The sequence below is a fragment of the Kushneria marisflavi genome, from assembly GCF_002157205.1.
In the GTDB taxonomy this organism is placed as follows: Bacteria; Pseudomonadota; Gammaproteobacteria; order Pseudomonadales; family Halomonadaceae; genus Kushneria; species Kushneria marisflavi.
Genome location: NZ_CP021358.1, coordinates 2,740,864 through 2,756,525, shown reverse-complemented (window position 1 = coordinate 2,756,525; position 15,662 = coordinate 2,740,864). Strand labels below are relative to the sequence as shown.

General features: G+C 59.6%; 13 protein-coding genes. 2 read left to right on the top strand and 11 right to left on the bottom strand.

The annotated features are described in order from the left end of the window. Positions 1–81: 81 nt before the first annotated feature. Positions 82–2,277 (top strand): polyphosphate kinase 1, encoded by a 2,196-nt coding sequence (ppk1, locus tag B9H00_RS12585; RefSeq protein ID WP_086900935.1) that lies wholly within the window; start codon positions 82–84, stop codon positions 2,275–2,277. A 92-nt stretch (positions 2,278–2,369) separates the two neighbouring features. Here ppk1 and B9H00_RS12580 read toward each other — a convergent pair whose 3' ends face one another. From B9H00_RS12580 to B9H00_RS12550, 9 genes are all read right to left on the bottom strand, one after another. Beyond that, the gene (locus B9H00_RS12580; protein WP_086900934.1) at positions 2,370–4,514 is read right to left on the bottom strand and encodes a PhoX family protein; all 2,145 of its coding nucleotides are present in this window, start codon (positions 4,512–4,514) and stop codon (positions 2,370–2,372) included. Between the two features lie 116 nt (positions 4,515–4,630). Beyond that, positions 4,631–5,722, bottom strand: coding sequence for a 3-deoxy-7-phosphoheptulonate synthase (locus B9H00_RS12575; RefSeq protein WP_086900933.1), 1,092 nt, complete (start codon positions 5,720–5,722; stop codon positions 4,631–4,633). A gap of 17 nt (positions 5,723–5,739) precedes the next feature. Next, complete coding sequence (locus B9H00_RS17135; RefSeq protein ID WP_257789416.1) at positions 5,740–5,868, bottom strand: hypothetical protein; 129 nt, start codon at positions 5,866–5,868, stop codon at positions 5,740–5,742. A gap of 340 nt (positions 5,869–6,208) precedes the next feature. Next, entirely contained in the window at positions 6,209–6,334 is a 126-nt protein-coding gene (locus B9H00_RS17130; protein ID WP_257789415.1) for a hypothetical protein, read from the bottom strand. A gap of 82 nt (positions 6,335–6,416) precedes the next feature. Beyond that, complete coding sequence (folM, locus tag B9H00_RS12570) at positions 6,417–7,130, bottom strand: dihydromonapterin reductase (protein ID WP_086900932.1); 714 nt, start codon at positions 7,128–7,130, stop codon at positions 6,417–6,419. Continuing rightward, positions 7,127–7,864, bottom strand: coding sequence for an FAD-binding oxidoreductase (locus tag B9H00_RS12565; RefSeq protein WP_086900931.1), 738 nt, complete (start codon positions 7,862–7,864; stop codon positions 7,127–7,129). Before B9H00_RS12565 ends, folM begins: the two co-directional genes overlap by 4 nt. A gap of 67 nt (positions 7,865–7,931) precedes the next feature. Next, positions 7,932–9,401 carry a 4-hydroxy-3-polyprenylbenzoate decarboxylase gene (ubiD, locus tag B9H00_RS12560; protein WP_086900930.1) on the bottom strand — a complete coding sequence of 490 codons (1,470 nt, stop codon included), beginning with the start codon at positions 9,399–9,401 and terminating at the stop codon, positions 7,932–7,934. Positions 9,402–9,501: 100 nt separating this feature from the next. Continuing rightward, entirely contained in the window at positions 9,502–10,761 is a 1,260-nt protein-coding gene (gene rho, locus B9H00_RS12555; RefSeq protein WP_086620628.1) for a transcription termination factor Rho, read from the bottom strand. Between the two features lie 416 nt (positions 10,762–11,177). Further along, the gene (locus tag B9H00_RS12550) at positions 11,178–11,513 is read right to left on the bottom strand and encodes a thioredoxin family protein (protein ID WP_086900929.1); all 336 of its coding nucleotides are present in this window, start codon (positions 11,511–11,513) and stop codon (positions 11,178–11,180) included. 152 nt (positions 11,514–11,665) lie between these two features. On the opposite strand from B9H00_RS12550, the gene B9H00_RS12545 reads away from it, so the two are divergent. Then, positions 11,666–13,177, top strand: a complete 1,512-nt coding sequence (locus tag B9H00_RS12545; protein WP_086900928.1) for a Ppx/GppA phosphatase family protein — start codon at positions 11,666–11,668, stop codon at positions 13,175–13,177. Here the strand turns inward: B9H00_RS12545 and tilS are convergent. Continuing rightward, positions 13,154–14,473 (bottom strand): tRNA lysidine(34) synthetase TilS, encoded by a 1,320-nt coding sequence (tilS, locus tag B9H00_RS12540; RefSeq protein WP_086900927.1) that lies wholly within the window; start codon positions 14,471–14,473, stop codon positions 13,154–13,156. The two genes, B9H00_RS12545 and tilS, sit on opposite strands and share 24 nt — an antisense overlap. A 131-nt stretch (positions 14,474–14,604) precedes the next feature. Further along, a complete protein-coding gene (gene accA, locus B9H00_RS12535; RefSeq protein WP_086900926.1) occupies positions 14,605–15,558 on the bottom strand; it encodes an acetyl-CoA carboxylase carboxyl transferase subunit alpha in 954 nt (317 codons plus the stop codon). Between the last annotated feature and the right edge of the window lie 104 nt (positions 15,559–15,662).

Sequence of the window (15,662 nt, the reverse complement as noted above, 5' to 3'; positions counted from 1 at the left end):
AAACGGTCATGAGTGTTTCCCAAACTGATGGATGCACCGCCGCGCCCCAGGGGGCGCCTGTCATTTCCCGGAGAGTTCTCGATGTCATCACTGCCCACTACCCCGGCCTCTGAAACACCTGCATCACTCGAGAATGACCCCGCCTCAACGCTGAGGATCAATCATACCCACGCCGGTATTCGCGCCCGGGCAGTCGCCAATGCCTCGCGCGATCTCAATGATGCCGGGCTCTACTTCAATCGAGAACTGTCGACCCTGCGCTTTCACGTGCGCGTGCTGGAGCAGGCGCTTGATGAGACCCACCCGCTGCTTGAGCGACTCAAGTTTTTGCTGATTTTCTCCTCCAACCTGGATGAGTTTTTCGAGATTCGCGTGGCGGGCCTCAAGCGCCGCATTGCCTATGGCAATGAAGATGCGGGCATGGACGGGCATTCGAGCTCCAGCATTTTTCAGGAGATTGTGAGCACCGCTCATGAACAGGTCCAGCGTCAGTATCATATTCTCAATACCGGCCTGATCCCGGCACTGGCTGAGCGTGGCATCCATTTCCTGCGCCGTAACAGCTGGAACAAGGCGCAAAGGCAGTGGGTCAGCACCTACTTTGATGACGAAATCATGCCGGTCGTCAGTCCGATCGGGCTGGACCCATCCCACCCTTTCCCTCGACTGGTCAACAAGAGCCTCAATTTCATCGTCGAACTGGAGGGCCGGGACGCCTTCGGGCGCGAGGGCGGCATGGCAATCATTCCGGCACCCCGCTCACTGCCCAGGTTGATCAGGCTACCCAAAGAGCTCGAGCGCGAAGGCCGTCAGGAGTATGTGTTTCTCTCTTCGATGATCCATGCCCACGCCGAACAGCTCTTTCCCGGCATGACCGTTCGCGGCTGCTATCAGTTCCGTCTGACCCGCAACGCCGACCTTGCCATGGATACCGATGATGTGTCGGATCTGGCCTCGGCGCTTAAAAGTGAGCTGCTGGCCCGACGCTACGGCGATGGTGTGCGTCTTGAGGTCGCCAACAACTGCCCGGCGCATCTGAGCGACTTTCTACTCAAGCAGTTCAAGCTGGGACAGGAGGATCTGTACCTGGTCGATGGACCAGTCAACCTGAGCCGGCTGATGGCCATGATCGGTGACAGCGAGCGCGCGGACCTGCGCTATACCCCTTTCGTGCCGGGCCTGCCGAAAGCGCTTCGCAAGGACGAGAGCCTGTTCGACATGATCGCTCGGCAGGACATTTTGCTGCTTCACCCCTGGGAGTCGTTTGGCGTCATCGAAAACTGGCTGGCCGAGGCTGCCCGTGATCCGGGCGTTCTGGCCATCAAGCAGACGCTCTATCGCACCGGTTTTGAATCAGGCGTGGTGAGCGCGCTGGTCGATGCGGCAAGAAGCGGCAAGGAAGTCACGGTGGTGATCGAGTTGCGCGCCCGCTTTGATGAGGCCGACAACATTGCACTGGCCTCCCGGCTTCAGGAGGCCGGGGCCAACGTGATTTATGGCGTCATGGCCTACAAGACCCACGCCAAGATGCTGCATATCGTGCGCCGCGAAGCCGGTCGCATTCGACACTACGCGCATATGGGTACCGGCAACTACCACTCCAAGACCGCGAAGCTCTATACCGATTACAGCCTGCTGACGGCCCGAGAAACGCTTTGTGAAGACGTTCATCACGTGTTTCAGCAACTCTCGGGAATGGGCGAACCGCGCCATACCGAACACCTTCTGCACGCCCCCTTTACGCTGCACCGTCGACTGGTGGAGCTGATTGACCGCGAAACCGCGCATGCCCGCAAGGGACGAAAGGCGATGCTGACCGTCAAGTGCAACTCCCTGACAGAGCCCAAACTGATTCAGGCGCTGTACCGCGCGTCTCAGGCCGGCGTCATTTGTCAGCTGATCATCCGGGGCACCTGCTGTCTGCGCCCGGGGGTCCCCGGCATTTCTGACAACATTACGGTGCGTTCGGTTGTGGGCCGCTTTCTGGAGCATACCCGCGTCTTTCACTTCCACAACGCCGGCAAATCCGAGACCTGGTGTTCCAGCGCCGATTTCATGGAACGCAACATGTTTCATCGGGTCGAGACCTGCTTCCCCCTGCTGGATCGCAGGATTGCTCAGCGGGTCAGAAAGGATCTGGACACCTATATGCTGGACAACTGTCAGAGCTGGACACTGCAGCCGGACGGACATTATGAAAAACGTTGCCCTGGCAAGGATGAAGCCGCCATCAGTGCTCAGGAAACGCTGCTGTATGCCTATGCCGCACGCCCCTGACGACATCCCCCTCAACATCCTGCAGTACCCATGACAACACTCGGGCCGCATATGCGGCCCGAATGCTGTTCCCGGAATACTCCAATCAGAGGTCAGACACCAATCATGCCGCCATCGCGCTTTTGAATGACCACGGTTGACGAGCGCGGACGCACCTGCCCCTGTGCTGTTTGCGTGGCATCGTCGGTATCGGCTGCCGGCCAGTTGGCGGGGTGCTGAATATTGATAAATAGCGCCGTTCGATCAGGGGTTGCAAAGATCCCGGTGACTTCAGCTTCGTTGGGGCCGATGGCAAAACGCTTGAGCTGTGCCTGGTTTTGCGCGTTGATGGCTGGCCTGCCCTCTTCATTCATGGCGCCCGGAACCACGGCCAGCACCTGGTCATTGGTCATGTTGGCCACCGCATTCTCGCGTCCCTTGTCCAGCCCGTTATCCGTCTCTATCCAGAGAATACCCTCGCCATTGTCACGCTCGTCAAACCAGAGGCCATCAGGGCTTGCAAAGGCATTGAGGTCGGTCAGACCGGAAGGATTGGTGGCGTCCTGATCATCGGGGCTACCGCCAAATACGAAAGGCTCCCAGCGCATGCGGGTGGGATCATCGTGGCGCTCCTGCCAGCGGATGATATGACCATAGGTATTGTCCGGACGTGGATTGGCCGCATTGACCGGCGCTGTGGCATAACCGCTACCCATGTCAGACACATCGCTGCCGTCACCGGTAAAGCTGGCCGAGCTTTCTTCATCGGTACGTTTGGAGTTGTTGGTCAACGTCATGTACACCATGCCCGACTGCGGATCGACCGTTCCCCACTCCGGACGGTCCATGGGGGTAGCGCCCATCAGGTCCGCGGCGTCACAGGTATTGATGATAATGCCTGCCTGATCCTCGAACAGCTCACCCAGTCGCTGCCCCTTGTGCTCTCCCTGAGGGATTACGGCGTCAACGGTCAGGGGCAGCCACTCCCCTTCACCATCGGCATCAAAACGGGCGACATACAGCGTGCCTTCATCCAGGTAGCTGGCACCGATGGCCTGACGGTCATAGGTCTCACCGGGACGGTTGGCATCGCTTTGCTGCCAGCGTTTGTTCGACACAAACTTGTAGATATATTCGTTGCGGCTGTCATGGCCGGTATAGAAGGTCAGCGGCATGCCTTCGACGACCCGACCGGGCCAGCAGCCCTCATGACGAAAACGCCCCAGTGCCGTGCGCTTGTAGATGGTGCTGTCAGGGTCGTAGGGATCGATTTCCACGATGTAGCCGAAACCGCGAGCCTCGTTGCGATAGTCCCGAGCGGGATCATCACCCTGCGGCGTATTGTCGAAACGACTGAACTCCCCCTGCTCGCCGTCATTGGCGCTTTCCCAGCCGTAGCGGCCACGCTCGCCGTTGATGCCCAGACGAGCCTGATCGGCCGTCAGCTCGCCACGATTGATAAACACCTCGGGCCAGTTTTCCTCGCAGGTCAGGTAGGTACCCCACGGCGTGTAGCCACTGGCACAGTTGTTATTGGTGCCGCGAACATGTGTGCCTTCGGGCGACCAGGCGGTCACCACCCAGGGCGTTCCCGCCACGGGCCCTGCCAGCGCCATGGGCGTGGCCGAGGTAATGCGTCGGTTATGGGCATCGTCGGCCACGGGCGCCCAGTGCCCCTCGTCATCGCGCCGCAGTCGGACAATCGCGACACCGTGGGCATTGATCTCGGTACGTGCCTCATCGGCCGGACGCGCCCCCTCGGCCTTGTGGGTCGGCCCTCCCTGCGGGGCCCAGAGCGCGCCCTGATCGATATATTCGTGATTGATCGCCAACAGAAAATCACGTGAGGCATGCTGCGTATCAAGCGCGAAGTGGTACATGCCATCGTGATGCATGCCCATGGCACGTGCCTGAAAGGCTGGTGTCATGCGCATGTCCTGCTGCCAGCCGACCGTACGGCCATCCAGCGGGGTGCCCCAGGGCACAAGAACCTGAGCGGTATAGCCTTCGGGAACCACAATGCCATCCGTCATGCTGCCGGGGAGCGATTCAAAGCCCAGTGTCAGCCGGCGTCCCGGTTCGGCGCCGGCCTGACGGATGACGCTCCCAAGGCCAAAGTCGGTAAACAGTGTGGCAGCCGCCAGCCCCAGGCTTCCCTGCAGCATGCGCCGACGCGACATGTAGCGTGCCATGACGGAGGAAAAGGGGCGGTTATCGCTATCATTGTGGTTGTCATGATTCTCGATTTCCTGACTCATGCCATCGTCTCCCGTGGATTGATCGATGGCCGAGATTACGACGATATCATGACAGGTTTTTGACACCCCAATGGTCGGGACAGCCTCGACACTGTCCCGGGCGACAACCGGCTACCTTAAACCGGTTCGGACAGCCGCTTCGCCGCCATACGAATATAATGCTCGCTTTCCGCCCAGCCCAGACAGCCATCGGTGACGGAAACGCCATAGCGCAGCTCAGCGCCCATGGGTTGCCTGCCCGTTTCCAGATGACTTTCGAGCATGATGCCGACCAGTGATGACATGCCATTGAGGCGCTGGCGGATCACCTCATCGAGTACCAGCGGCTGTCGAGCGGGATCCTTGCCACTATTGGCATGAGAACAATCCACCATGATGGCGCCTGAAACGCCCGCCGCCCTGAGGGCCAGAGCAGCCTTTTCAACGCTTGGCGCATCGTGATTGGGGCCGTGATGCCCGCCGCGCAGGACCAGATGGGTGTCAGGATTACCGGGTGAATGCAAAAGCGCCGGCTGACCGCTGTCATCAAATCCCGGGTAGCGATGACCATGCTGGCTGGCCCCCATGGCATCGATGGCCACCTGAATGCCGCCGTCAGTACCATTCTTGAACCCGGTGGGCATGGGCAGCGCACTAACCATTTCACGATGGATCTGCGACTCGGTCGTCCGTGCCCCTACGGCAGCCCAGCTGATGAGATCATCCATATAGGCACTCAACATGGGCTGAAGCAGCTCGCAGGCAATCGGTAGCCCCAGCGCCGTGATATCCCGCATAAGCCGGCGCGTACTGGAAAGCCCTTCAGCCATGTTGTCACTGCCATCCAGGTGCGGGTCATACACCAGTCCTTTCCAGCCAACGGTCGTTCGTGGCTTTTCAACGTAGACGCGCATGACCAGCACCATGCGATCAGCCACTTCGTCGGCGAGCCCTTTCAGGCGGCGGGCATAATCCAGCGCGCTATCACGGTCATGAATGGAACAGGGCCCCATGACAACCAGCAGACGCGAATCCTGACCGCTCAGGATATTGCGGATCGTCTGTCGCTGTTCAGCAATCTGCTCCCTTATAGCAGGCTCGAGGGCAATGGCCTTTTTGAGCGCACCGGATGTTGGCAGAGGCTGGGACACGGTGGTGGTACTCGCGTCATCGACCTTATCAGAGGAGATGGGATGGGCAGCTTCAGCGGTGTTGAGTAAGGCATTCATGACGATGTCTCTATCCTTTAACAGCGTAACAAGGGTAAATGTGGAGCGCCCGTTACTGACACGCCAGCGGTCAGCGCTCGAAGCGCCGCCAGCGTGTGGTTAAATCGCCAGCCATACATTGGATAGCCATGAAAGGACATGGTCATGTGATTCTCCCTGTGCCGTTTGACGAATCACTTGTCGTGACGCGCAAAACAAAAAAACCCCGGTGGCGTGCTGCCGACCGGGGTTTTTGAGGGTGGGCAGCACGGTGGATACCGGCACGCCCTGATATTCAGGCGTGCCTGTCTCTAAACCAATAGCCCAGTGAATAACCTGCCGCGCCCGAAGCATACACAAACGCCGCTGTCGCCTTTTGGGCCAGCAGGGTCTGAATATCATTGAGCGCGAGATGCAACATGCAGGGTTATCCTGATCAAAAAATTTGATGCAACATCATGAGAGCACCGCCCTCATGGTCGATCATCCGAGACTAGCATGGCTGACTCAGATGAGAAACTCCTTCCAGATAAACAGCGCCGGCAAAGCCGCTGCCAGCGATATCACTACCACACCGGCCACCATACCGACCAGCAATGCACGATCCTTCAGTAACGTCGACGGCGATGTCATGATGCCACCTGTCACGGTTGTTGGAACAACATTGTCTTGAACATCGTGGTTGTTGTCTGGCGAGTTGTTCGCCGATACCAGTTCACTTCACATGACGTCCGCCGTCAACAGGCAATGTGATGCCTGTGACGAAAGCACTATCGAGCAGGTAGCGCACGCCCTGCCAGATCACCATCGGCCCGGGAACGGCAGGCAACGCTGATTTACTATTGAGATGCGCCAGATAGTCATCGCTATCGCCGGCATTGAGCATGATACCGGCCGGCGCAATGGCGTTGACCTTGATGTCGGGTGCAAACCTTCCGGCCATCGACAGGGTCAGATTTTCAAGACCGGCCTTGGTGGCTGCATAGGCCATATGCCTTTGAGAGCCGTGTGCGGCGCTGTAGTCGGTGATGTGAATGATGTCGCGCATCGGCTCGGGACAGGCCATCAAAAGCGTGTGAGCGTGCAGGTTGATGAGATAGGGGGCCTGCATATGCACCTGAAACATCAGGGCGAAATCCTCGCCGCAGGCCGTGCTGTCTTCATCACGCTGCCAGTGCGAGGCGTTGTGGATAATGGCCCGCAGCGCATGGGTATGCGCCTTCAATCGGGCAATGAACTCCAGAATGGACGACTCGCTTGAAAAGTCGGCATAAAGCGCCGTGATGCCGCGCTTTCGCAGCGCCTCAATGGCAGGACGCTCCCGGCGGTAGGTAATGATGACCGGATGACCATCATCATGAAGACGTTCGGCACAGTAGCGGCCCAGCCTTTGACCGCCGCCCGTGATCAGTATGGGCGCCTGACTCATGACACTTCGTCCGGCCCTTTCCCACGGGGCGCATAGCTGAAGACATCGGAAAAGATCCGCTTGGCCATCGGCTCGATCCGGGCAAGCGTGTCCACCACGGCATATACCATGCCTGGCGAGCCGGCGATGAAGATGCTTGCCTCGTCGGCACGCTGAACCCGGTCGTGCAGGGCATTATCGATGCGCTCAACCACCCCGTCGAAGTCCTCTTCACCGGGCAACTCCACCACCGGCGTAAAGCTGAAATGCTCGTTTTGCTCGGCCCACTGGCGTGCCTGCCACTCCATGTAAAGTTCACTGCGTGCGCGTGCCGCCCACCAGAGATGGATGGGACGTTCGGGATGCAGGGCCAGCGAGGCCTCGATGATGGATTTCATCTGCGCAAAGCCCGTTCCGGCAGCAATCAAAAGCAGCGGGCGCGGATCATCAAGCTCGAGCACGGACTCGCCACCGGCCAGCGACACCTCGATCTCGGCGCCCACATGGAGCTGCCTGAACAGTGCCCGGGCGTTGTCGCTCTCGGCGATATACTGGACATGAAGTTCCAGAATGCCGTCACCGTTGGGCGCATTGGCAATCGAAAACGGCAGATGGTTGCCCTGCACGATCAACATCAGATATTGACCGGGGGCAAACAGAATCTGTTGCGGGTCACCACGCAGGAAAAGGCGATAGACATCGGCCGATAGCGTTTCCATGGTCTCGACCGTGCAGGTCAGCGTCCTGGCAGACATGGTGCTTCCTTCAATCGATAGATATGCAGCAGTGCATTGTGTCAGTAATTCCCGAGCCATGAAGGGCTCAGGTATTGATGCCGTAGGTGTCCCAGCGCTCGTCCACCCGGGCCTTGATTTCATCGCTCATGACAATGGGCGTGCCCCATTCACGCTGGGTCTCGCCCGGCCATTTGGTGGTCGCATCCAGCCCCATTTTGGAGCCCAGACCGCTGACCGGCGAGGCGAAGTCGAGATAGTCGATCGGGGTATTCTCCACCATGACCGTATCGCGCGCCGGGTCCATGCGCGTGGTGATGGCCCAGATCACATCCTTCCAGTCGCGGGTATTGACGTCATCATCCACCACGATCACGAACTTGGTGTACATGAACTGACGCAGAAAGCTCCAGACCCCCATCATCACCCGCTTGGCATGCCCCTGGTACTGCTTTTTCATCGACACCACGGCCAGGCGATACGAGCACCCTTCAGGTGGCAGATAAAAATCCACGATTTCAGGAAACTGGCGGCGCAGAATGGGAACAAAGACCTCGTTGAGGGCTACCCCCAGCACGGCCGGCTCATCCGGCGGACGACCGGTATAGGTGGAATGATAGATGGGATCGCGTCGATGCGTGATGCGCTCGACGGTAAAGACCGGGAAGATATCCACTTCGTTGTAGTAACCGGTATGGTCCCCGAAGGGGCCTTCAGGTGCCATGTCATCGGGGTAGATATGGCCCTCAAGCACGATCTCGGCACTGGCCGGCACGCTGAGATCAGCATGATGACACTTGACCAGCTCGGTTCTGGAACCACGCAACAGACCGGCAAAGGCGTATTCGGAGAGCGTATCAGGCACGGGCGTTACGGCCCCCAGAATGGTGGCCGGATCGGCGCCCAGCGCGACCGCCACGGGAAATGGCTCTCCTGGATGGGTCTGCTGCCAGTCGCGAAAATCGAGCGCCCCGCCGCGGTGAGACAGCCAGCGCATGATCAGGCGATTTTTCGAAAGCTTTTGCTGACGATAGATCCCCAGGTTCTGGCGCTCCTTGTGCGGCCCTTTCGTGATGACCAGCGGCCAGGTCACCAGCGGCGCAGCATCGCCCGGCCAGCAGTGCTGGATGGGAATGGCGTCGAGATCCACCTCATCGCCCTCAAGCACCACCTCCTGACAGGCCGCCTTTTTGACATGCCTGGGCCCCATGCTCATGACCTGCTTGAAGATGGGCACCTTCTGCCAGGCATCGCGAAAGCCCTTCGGCGGCTCGGGCTCTTTCAGAAAGGCCAGTAGCTCACCGACTTCACGCAGCGCCTCGACGCTGTCCTGGCCCATCCCGAGCGCCACCCGACGCGGCGTGCCAAACAGATTGGCCAGCACCGGCATGTTGCTGCCGCGCACGTTTTCAAACAGCAGGGCCGGCCCTTCATCGCGCAGCACGCGATCACATATCTCGGTCATCTCCAGATGGGGATCTACTTCAACGGTGACACGCTTGAGCTCCCCCATCCGTTCAAGCCCCTGGATAAACTCCCGCAGATCGCGATACTTCATGCCCGGTCCTGCTCCCGTAATAAAGCAAAGGGGCAGCATAGCATGCTGCCCCTTCCCTGCAGACGACCCATTGGTACGTCCGTTGCCTCCGACCCGCGCTTTATCGGCGCTTCATGGCCTCGAAGAATTCCAGATTGGTCTTGGTATCCTTCAGGCGGTCGATCAAAAACTCGGTAGCCGCCACGTCTTCCATCGGATTGAGCAGCTTGCGCAGAATCCACATGCGCTGCATCTCATCCTCGGAGGCGATCAGGTCTTCACGACGTGTGCCGGAGCGACGGATGTTGAGTGCGGGGTAGACGCGCTTCTCGGCCAGCTTGCGATCCAGATGTGCTTCCATGTTACCGGTGCCCTTGAACTCCTCGAAGATGACTTCATCCATCTTGGAGCCGGTATCGACCAGCGCGGTCGCCAGGATGGTCAGGCTGCCACCCTCTTCGATGTTACGGGCCGCACCAAAAAAGCGCTTGGGCTTTTCAAGGGCGTGAGCATCGACACCACCGGTCAGTACCTTGCCGGAGCTTGGTACCACGGTGTTGTAGGCACGGGCCAGACGGGTAATGGAGTCCAGCAGGATCACCACGTCCTTTTTGTGCTCGACCAGCCGCTTGGCCTTTTCGATGACCATTTCGGCTACCTGCACGTGGCGGGCCGGCGGCTCATCGAAGGTAGAAGCCACGACTTCGCCACGCACGGTGCGCGACATCTCGGTCACTTCCTCGGGACGCTCATCGATCAGCAGCACAATCATGTGACATTCGGGATTGTTGCGGGTGATCGAGTTGGCGATGTTCTGCAGCATCATCGTCTTGCCCGCCTTGGGCGGCGAGACGATCAGGCCACGCTGACCCTTGCCGATCGGCGAGGTCAGGTCGATGACACGAGAGGTAATGTCTTCCGTGGAGCCGTTGCCGATCTCCATGACCAGACGCTCCTGTGGAAACAGCGGCGTCAGGTTTTCAAACAGGATCTTGTGCTTGGCGTTCTCGGGGCGGTCAAAGTTGATCTGATTGACCTTGAGCAGCGCAAAGTAGCGCTCCCCTTCCTTGGGCGGGCGAATCTTGCCGGCGATCGAGTCGCCCTTGCGAAGATTGAAGCGGCGAATCTGGGACGGCGAGACATAGATGTCATCGGGACCGGCCAGATAGGAAGAGTCGGCACTGCGCAGGAAACCAAAGCCATCCTGAAGGATTTCGAGTACGCCATCGCCATAAATATCCTCGCCGCTTTTGGCGTGCTTTTTGAGGATGGCGAAGATGATGTCCTGCTTGCGCGAACGAGCCAGATTGTCGATGCCCATTTCCTGGGCAACTTCCAACAGCTCGGGAACAGTCTTTTGCTTGAGTTCGGTTAGATTCATCGGCTTGATTCGGAAATCGCTTTAGTCAGCATGGCTGTAAGAGATGCGGCCGGGACAGGAAACGGTATCTTGAATACCGCCTGATTTGTCGTCAGAGCCCGCGGGGTCTCGACGCCTGATGGTTATTGAAACCCCGGCTGTGGAGATACACCCGAAAAGCGCCTCGTTCGAAGGAAAGAAGTAACATGACGGTAAAACCCGAGTTCAGCACCGATCGCGTCAGGGTCAGTTCGTCTGCTTGAGAAATGGCGTGGCAGACTGGGAGAAAAGCAATATGACCCTGCGGGCTCGTTCGGCGGCTGGCTAGCAGCTGAAATCAGGCGAACGCACCGATGTTAGACAACGCTGATCGTCGACGCAAGCCCTTTTATTATCCCGCAGGCTACCGATTCGAGCACAGGGACCGAAGGGTGTATTTAAAGATGCTCATCAAGGAGCTGGTGTAACTGCACTCTGGAAAGGGCACCAACGCGTGTGGCCTCAAGGGTGCCATCGACGAAAAGACACATCGTCGGCACACCTCTGGCGCCCAGGCGTCCCGCCAATGCCGGTGATTCATTGATGTCGACACGATAGACCTTCACCTGTTCAGCGTAGTGCCGGGCCACTTCCTCAAGGGTCGGCATCAGTATACGACACGGTCTGCACCAGTCGGCTTTCAGCACCACCAGTGCCGGCTCGTGCCGATTGGCCACCTCCTGCTCGAAGCGGTTTTCGTCCAGATCGGTAATGATATTCACATCCTTTCCCATCGACGTCGTGTCCTTGCCGGTCTTGAAAGCGACCTGTTGGTTTAAGCAATTGACATGATATCAGCCTGACATCACTCTTTGGCGAACCATTATCTGACCTGGGGCCTGATGCGCAGGGCCTGCCAGGGCAGCAACGCCATGGATACAGGCTCATGACGAATTTTCAGACATCTCCTTCCGCCGCTCTGCGCCTTGCCGCAGTGGATCTCGGATCCAACAGCTTTCACCTTCTGATCGTGGAGGTAGACAACGGCCACTTTACAGAGCTTGAGAAGCGCAGCAAAAAGGTACAGCTGGCGGCAGGACTGGATGATCAGGGCCAGCTCGACGAAAACGTGATGATCCGCGCACTGGAATGTCTGAAAGAGTTTGGCACGATCATCGATGAGCACCGGGTTGACCGGCTGCGGGTGGTCGGCACCAACGCCCTGCGCACGGCCGCCAACAGCATCGACTTTGTCATTCGTGCCGAACAATGCCTGGGACAGCGCATCGAAACCATTTCAGGACGTGAGGAAGCCCGGCTGATCTATCAGGGCGCCTCGACCGCCTGGCAGGAAGACACCGCCCACTGCCTGGTCGCCGATATCGGCGGCGGCTCGACAGAGCTGATCGTGGGCAGCGGCACCCGCCCACTGGCGCTTGAAAGTCTTGAAATGGGCTGTGTGGTCTATACGCGACGTTTTTTTGATAACGGCGACATTACCGAGGCCACCATGGCCAGCGCCGAGCAGGCCGCCCGGCTGGAACTTGCCAATATCACCGCACACTATCGACGGCTGGGCTGGCAGCGCGCCATCGGCACCTCGGGTACCATCAAGGCAGCGGCTGCCACCCTGAGAGCGATACACCCACGTTTAAAAAAGGGCGAAATCACACGGGAAGGCCTCGCAGAGCTGCGCCAGAAGCTGATCGAACTGGGGCATCTTGACCGTGTCAGCCTGCCCGGGCTCAAAAGCAATCGTGCGCGCGTTTTCCCGGCAGGCATCGCCATTTTAAGTGCCATCTTCGAGGCACTGAATCTTGAACACATGCAGCACACCAACGGCGCGCTGCGCGACGGCGTACTGCTGGATCTACTCGCGCGCGACACCCGGCATGACGTACGTCATACCACCCTGAGCGACATGCAGCGTCAATATCAGGTCGACGCTCAACACGTCGATCATGTCGCGGCCACTGCCCTGACGCTGTTTGACCAGCTTGACACTTCCCTTTCGCTGGATGACGCATCACGTCAGCTGCTTGAGCAGGCCGCCATGGTTCACGAAATCGGTCTGGGCGTGGCCCATAATCGCTATCACCAACATGGCAGCTACCTGCTGGCCAACAGCGACATGCCGGGATTTTCCCTGCCCGACCAGCTGGCGCTGGCCTGGCTGGTGCAGGCCCACCGACGCCAGCTTCCCGAACCGCCACCGGAACATCGCGCCGCCCTGCCCTCAGACGTGCTCATGCGACTGGCACAGCTGCTTCGACTGGCCGTGGTGCTCTGCCGCGCCCGCGAATCGTCCACCGACTGGCAGCCAGCGCTCTACGCCGAGGAGGACACTCTGGTACTGACCTTTCCGTCACCGATCCCCGATCTGTTGCGTCAGGATCTGGCGCTCGAGCACCAGTGGCAGCAGCGGGCGGGACTGTCACTCAGGATCAACACGCCCTGAACCTTCAGGATGTTCGGGGCCTTCCAGTGTCCAGCCATCGGCTGCCAGCCTCAAGGGCCCCAGAACGCCGACCGGTGTCTCGCCATGCCACACGACCACGACCCGGTCGCGCTGCCATGGCGGTATGCCCTGCTCCTGCAACAGTTTTTTGAGCGGGCGACGCTGCCCGTGAAGCCTGAGCCGCTCCCCGCCGACTCGAGAGACCAGTGTCAGCGCTGGCTGACCACCTGTCATCGGCGTTAGTCGATCGTGCACGATACCCAGCGGGGTGTTGATCGGCGTCTGACCATCCCAATCGAGCGGCCACGAAATTTCTGAAACCCTTGCTTCATTTTCAGGAAGCAGCAACAACTCTCCTCGCCAGAGCCGTGCCTGCGCGCCGGGCCAATCAACACACATTCGTCGATCCTGACCGGCGCCCGCCAGCTGATCCAGCAGGGTCTCCAGCCGTCCACGCGGCGGTAATGTCAGCGCCAGGCGTCGTAGCGCCGCCTCGATTACCAGCCGCTGCCTCGGGCGGCTCAAATGACACAGCTGCGTGCGGGGCAGACGATCGGGCGTATCCCCCAGCGCCGCCAGATCCATCTCGGCCAGCACCTGCAGGAGCTCGTCCGCCTCGCGCAGATAATCGGCGCTGCGCGCGATCTGTTCGGACGCCGCCGGCCAGCGCGCCTTCAGGGGCGTCATGACGTGATGGCGCAGGTAGTTGCGGTCCTGAATAGCGTCATGATTGGTAGGGTCATCGCACCAGGCGATGGGGGTCTCGGCCAGACGGGCATCAATGTCTGCTCGACTCGTTTCCAGCAGCGGGCGTTCGAGCCAGCCCGCCCCCAGAGCTCGACGCGCCGGCATACCGGCAAGACCCCGCACGCCGCCACCTCGCATCAGGCGATAGAGCAGCGTTTCGGCCTGATCATCGCGATGATGGGCCATCCACAGGGTATCGCCGGGTGAGAGCAGCGCTTCAAACACGGCGTAGCGGGCACGACGTGCATCGGCTTCAAGTCCGTCACGTGTTTCAGGCCTCACCCGTTCGACATGGAGGACCACCCCCAGCCGGTCGCAGGCTTCCTGCGCTGACTCGACAAAGCCATCGGCGGCCGGTTGCAGCCCGTGATGAACATGAACAGCGTGCAGGGTAACGCCGGGATAGCGCTGCACCGCATGGGCAGCCAGCAGCAAAAGACAGGTACTGTCGCGACCACCGGACAGCGCGACCCAGAGCGTGGAGGTTGCCGCGCGAGAATGCAGTGCTGCCATGGCATGATCGATACGCGCCTCAAGCGATGACGTCATGGCAGAAGAGACTCCGTGCTCGACGGGGGTGGACAGGAGCTACAGGGCAAAATGCCCAGAGGCGTTTTAACCATCAAAAACGGGAAGGCAGAGCCTTCCCGTGATGTTGTCGTGATTGAGCAACGTGTCGATCAGTCGAGAGCACCGTAGCTCATCAGGCGCTCGTAGCGGCGCTCGAGCAGGGACTGGGTGTCCATGGCCTGCAAAACGTCCAGCTGCTGAAGCAGGGAAATCTTGAGACGACGCCCCATCTCGGACATGTGGCGATGCGCGCCGCCCAGCGGCTCCTCGATCAGTTCATCCACGAACCCGAGCTCCTTGAGCCGGGTCGCCGTAATGCCCATGGCCTGAGCGGCGTCCGAGGCGCGGTCGGCGCTTTTCCACAGAATCGAGGCGCACCCTTCCGGCGAGATCACCGAGTAGGTGGAAAACTGCAGCATGGCCAGCGAGTCACATACGCCGATGGCCAGAGCCCCGCCGGAGCCGCCCTCACCGATCACGGTCGAGATGATGGGCGTTTTCAGGCGCGACATGACGGCCAGATTGCGGGCGATGGCTTCACTCTGTCCACGCTCTTCGGCATCAATCCCCGGATAGGCGCCGGGCGTATCGATAAACGTCAGGATGGGCATGTGAAACCGCTCGGCCATCTCCATCAGGCGACAGGCCTTGCGATAGCCTTCCGGACGCGGCATGCCGAAGTTACGGCGCACCTTGTCCTTGACCGTTCGGCCCTTCTGATGGCCGATGACCATCACCGGGCGGTCATCAAGACGCGCCACGCCACCAATCAGCGCGGCATCGTCCGAGAAACTGCGATCGCCGTGGAGTTCGTCGAATTCGGTGAAGATTTCGTCAAGATAGTCCAGCGTATAGGGACGCTGAGGGTGACGGGATAGCTGAGACACCTGCCACGAGGTCAGATCGCGAAAGATCTGTTCGGTCAGCTTGCGGCTTTTCTCCTCAAGCTTGGCGATCTCGTCACTGATGTTGATCTTGCTATCGTTGCCCACCAGCCGCAGTTCTTCGATCTTGGCCTGCAGTTCGGCAATCGGCTGTTCAAAGTCGAGATAATTTGGATTCATAGGGGTCGTCACAGAGCTCTTTCATCAACGCGAGCAGCGCAGGGCGTGCACGACAGTATCGGCCTGGACCGTCGCGGCACGGATAGGCAGCGCACGGCGTCGGT

Bases quoted from the DNA above. Each gene is read 5' to 3' on its own strand.
- B9H00_RS12580 (WP_086900934.1), bottom strand. From the start codon at position 4,514: ATGAGTCAGGAAATCGAGAATCATGACAACCACAATGATAGCGATAAC.
- rho (WP_086620628.1), bottom strand. From the start codon at position 10,761: ATGAATCTAACCGAACTCAAGCAAAAGACTGTTCCCGAGCTGTTGGAA.
- B9H00_RS17130 (WP_257789415.1), bottom strand. From the start codon at position 6,334: ATGACATCGCCGTCGACGTTACTGAAGGATCGTGCATTGCTGGTCGGT.
- folM (WP_086900932.1), bottom strand. From the start codon at position 7,130: ATGAGTCAGGCGCCCATACTGATCACGGGCGGCGGTCAAAGGCTGGGC.
- accA (WP_086900926.1), bottom strand. From the start codon at position 15,558: ATGAATCCAAATTATCTCGACTTTGAACAGCCGATTGCCGAACTGCAG.
- B9H00_RS17135 (WP_257789416.1), bottom strand. From the start codon at position 5,868: ATGACCATGTCCTTTCATGGCTATCCAATGTATGGCTGGCGATTTAAC.
- tilS (WP_086900927.1), bottom strand. From the start codon at position 14,473: ATGACGTCATCGCTTGAGGCGCGTATCGATCATGCCATGGCAGCACTG.
- B9H00_RS12565 (WP_086900931.1), bottom strand. From the start codon at position 7,864: ATGTCTGCCAGGACGCTGACCTGCACGGTCGAGACCATGGAAACGCTA.
- B9H00_RS12545 (WP_086900928.1), top strand. From the start codon at position 11,666: ATGACGAATTTTCAGACATCTCCTTCCGCCGCTCTGCGCCTTGCCGCA.
- ubiD (WP_086900930.1), bottom strand. From the start codon at position 9,401: ATGAAGTATCGCGATCTGCGGGAGTTTATCCAGGGGCTTGAACGGATG.
- B9H00_RS12575 (WP_086900933.1), bottom strand. From the start codon at position 5,722: ATGAATGCCTTACTCAACACCGCTGAAGCTGCCCATCCCATCTCCTCT.
- ppk1 (WP_086900935.1), top strand. From the start codon at position 82: ATGTCATCACTGCCCACTACCCCGGCCTCTGAAACACCTGCATCACTC.
- B9H00_RS12550 (WP_086900929.1), bottom strand. From the start codon at position 11,513: ATGGGAAAGGATGTGAATATCATTACCGATCTGGACGAAAACCGCTTC.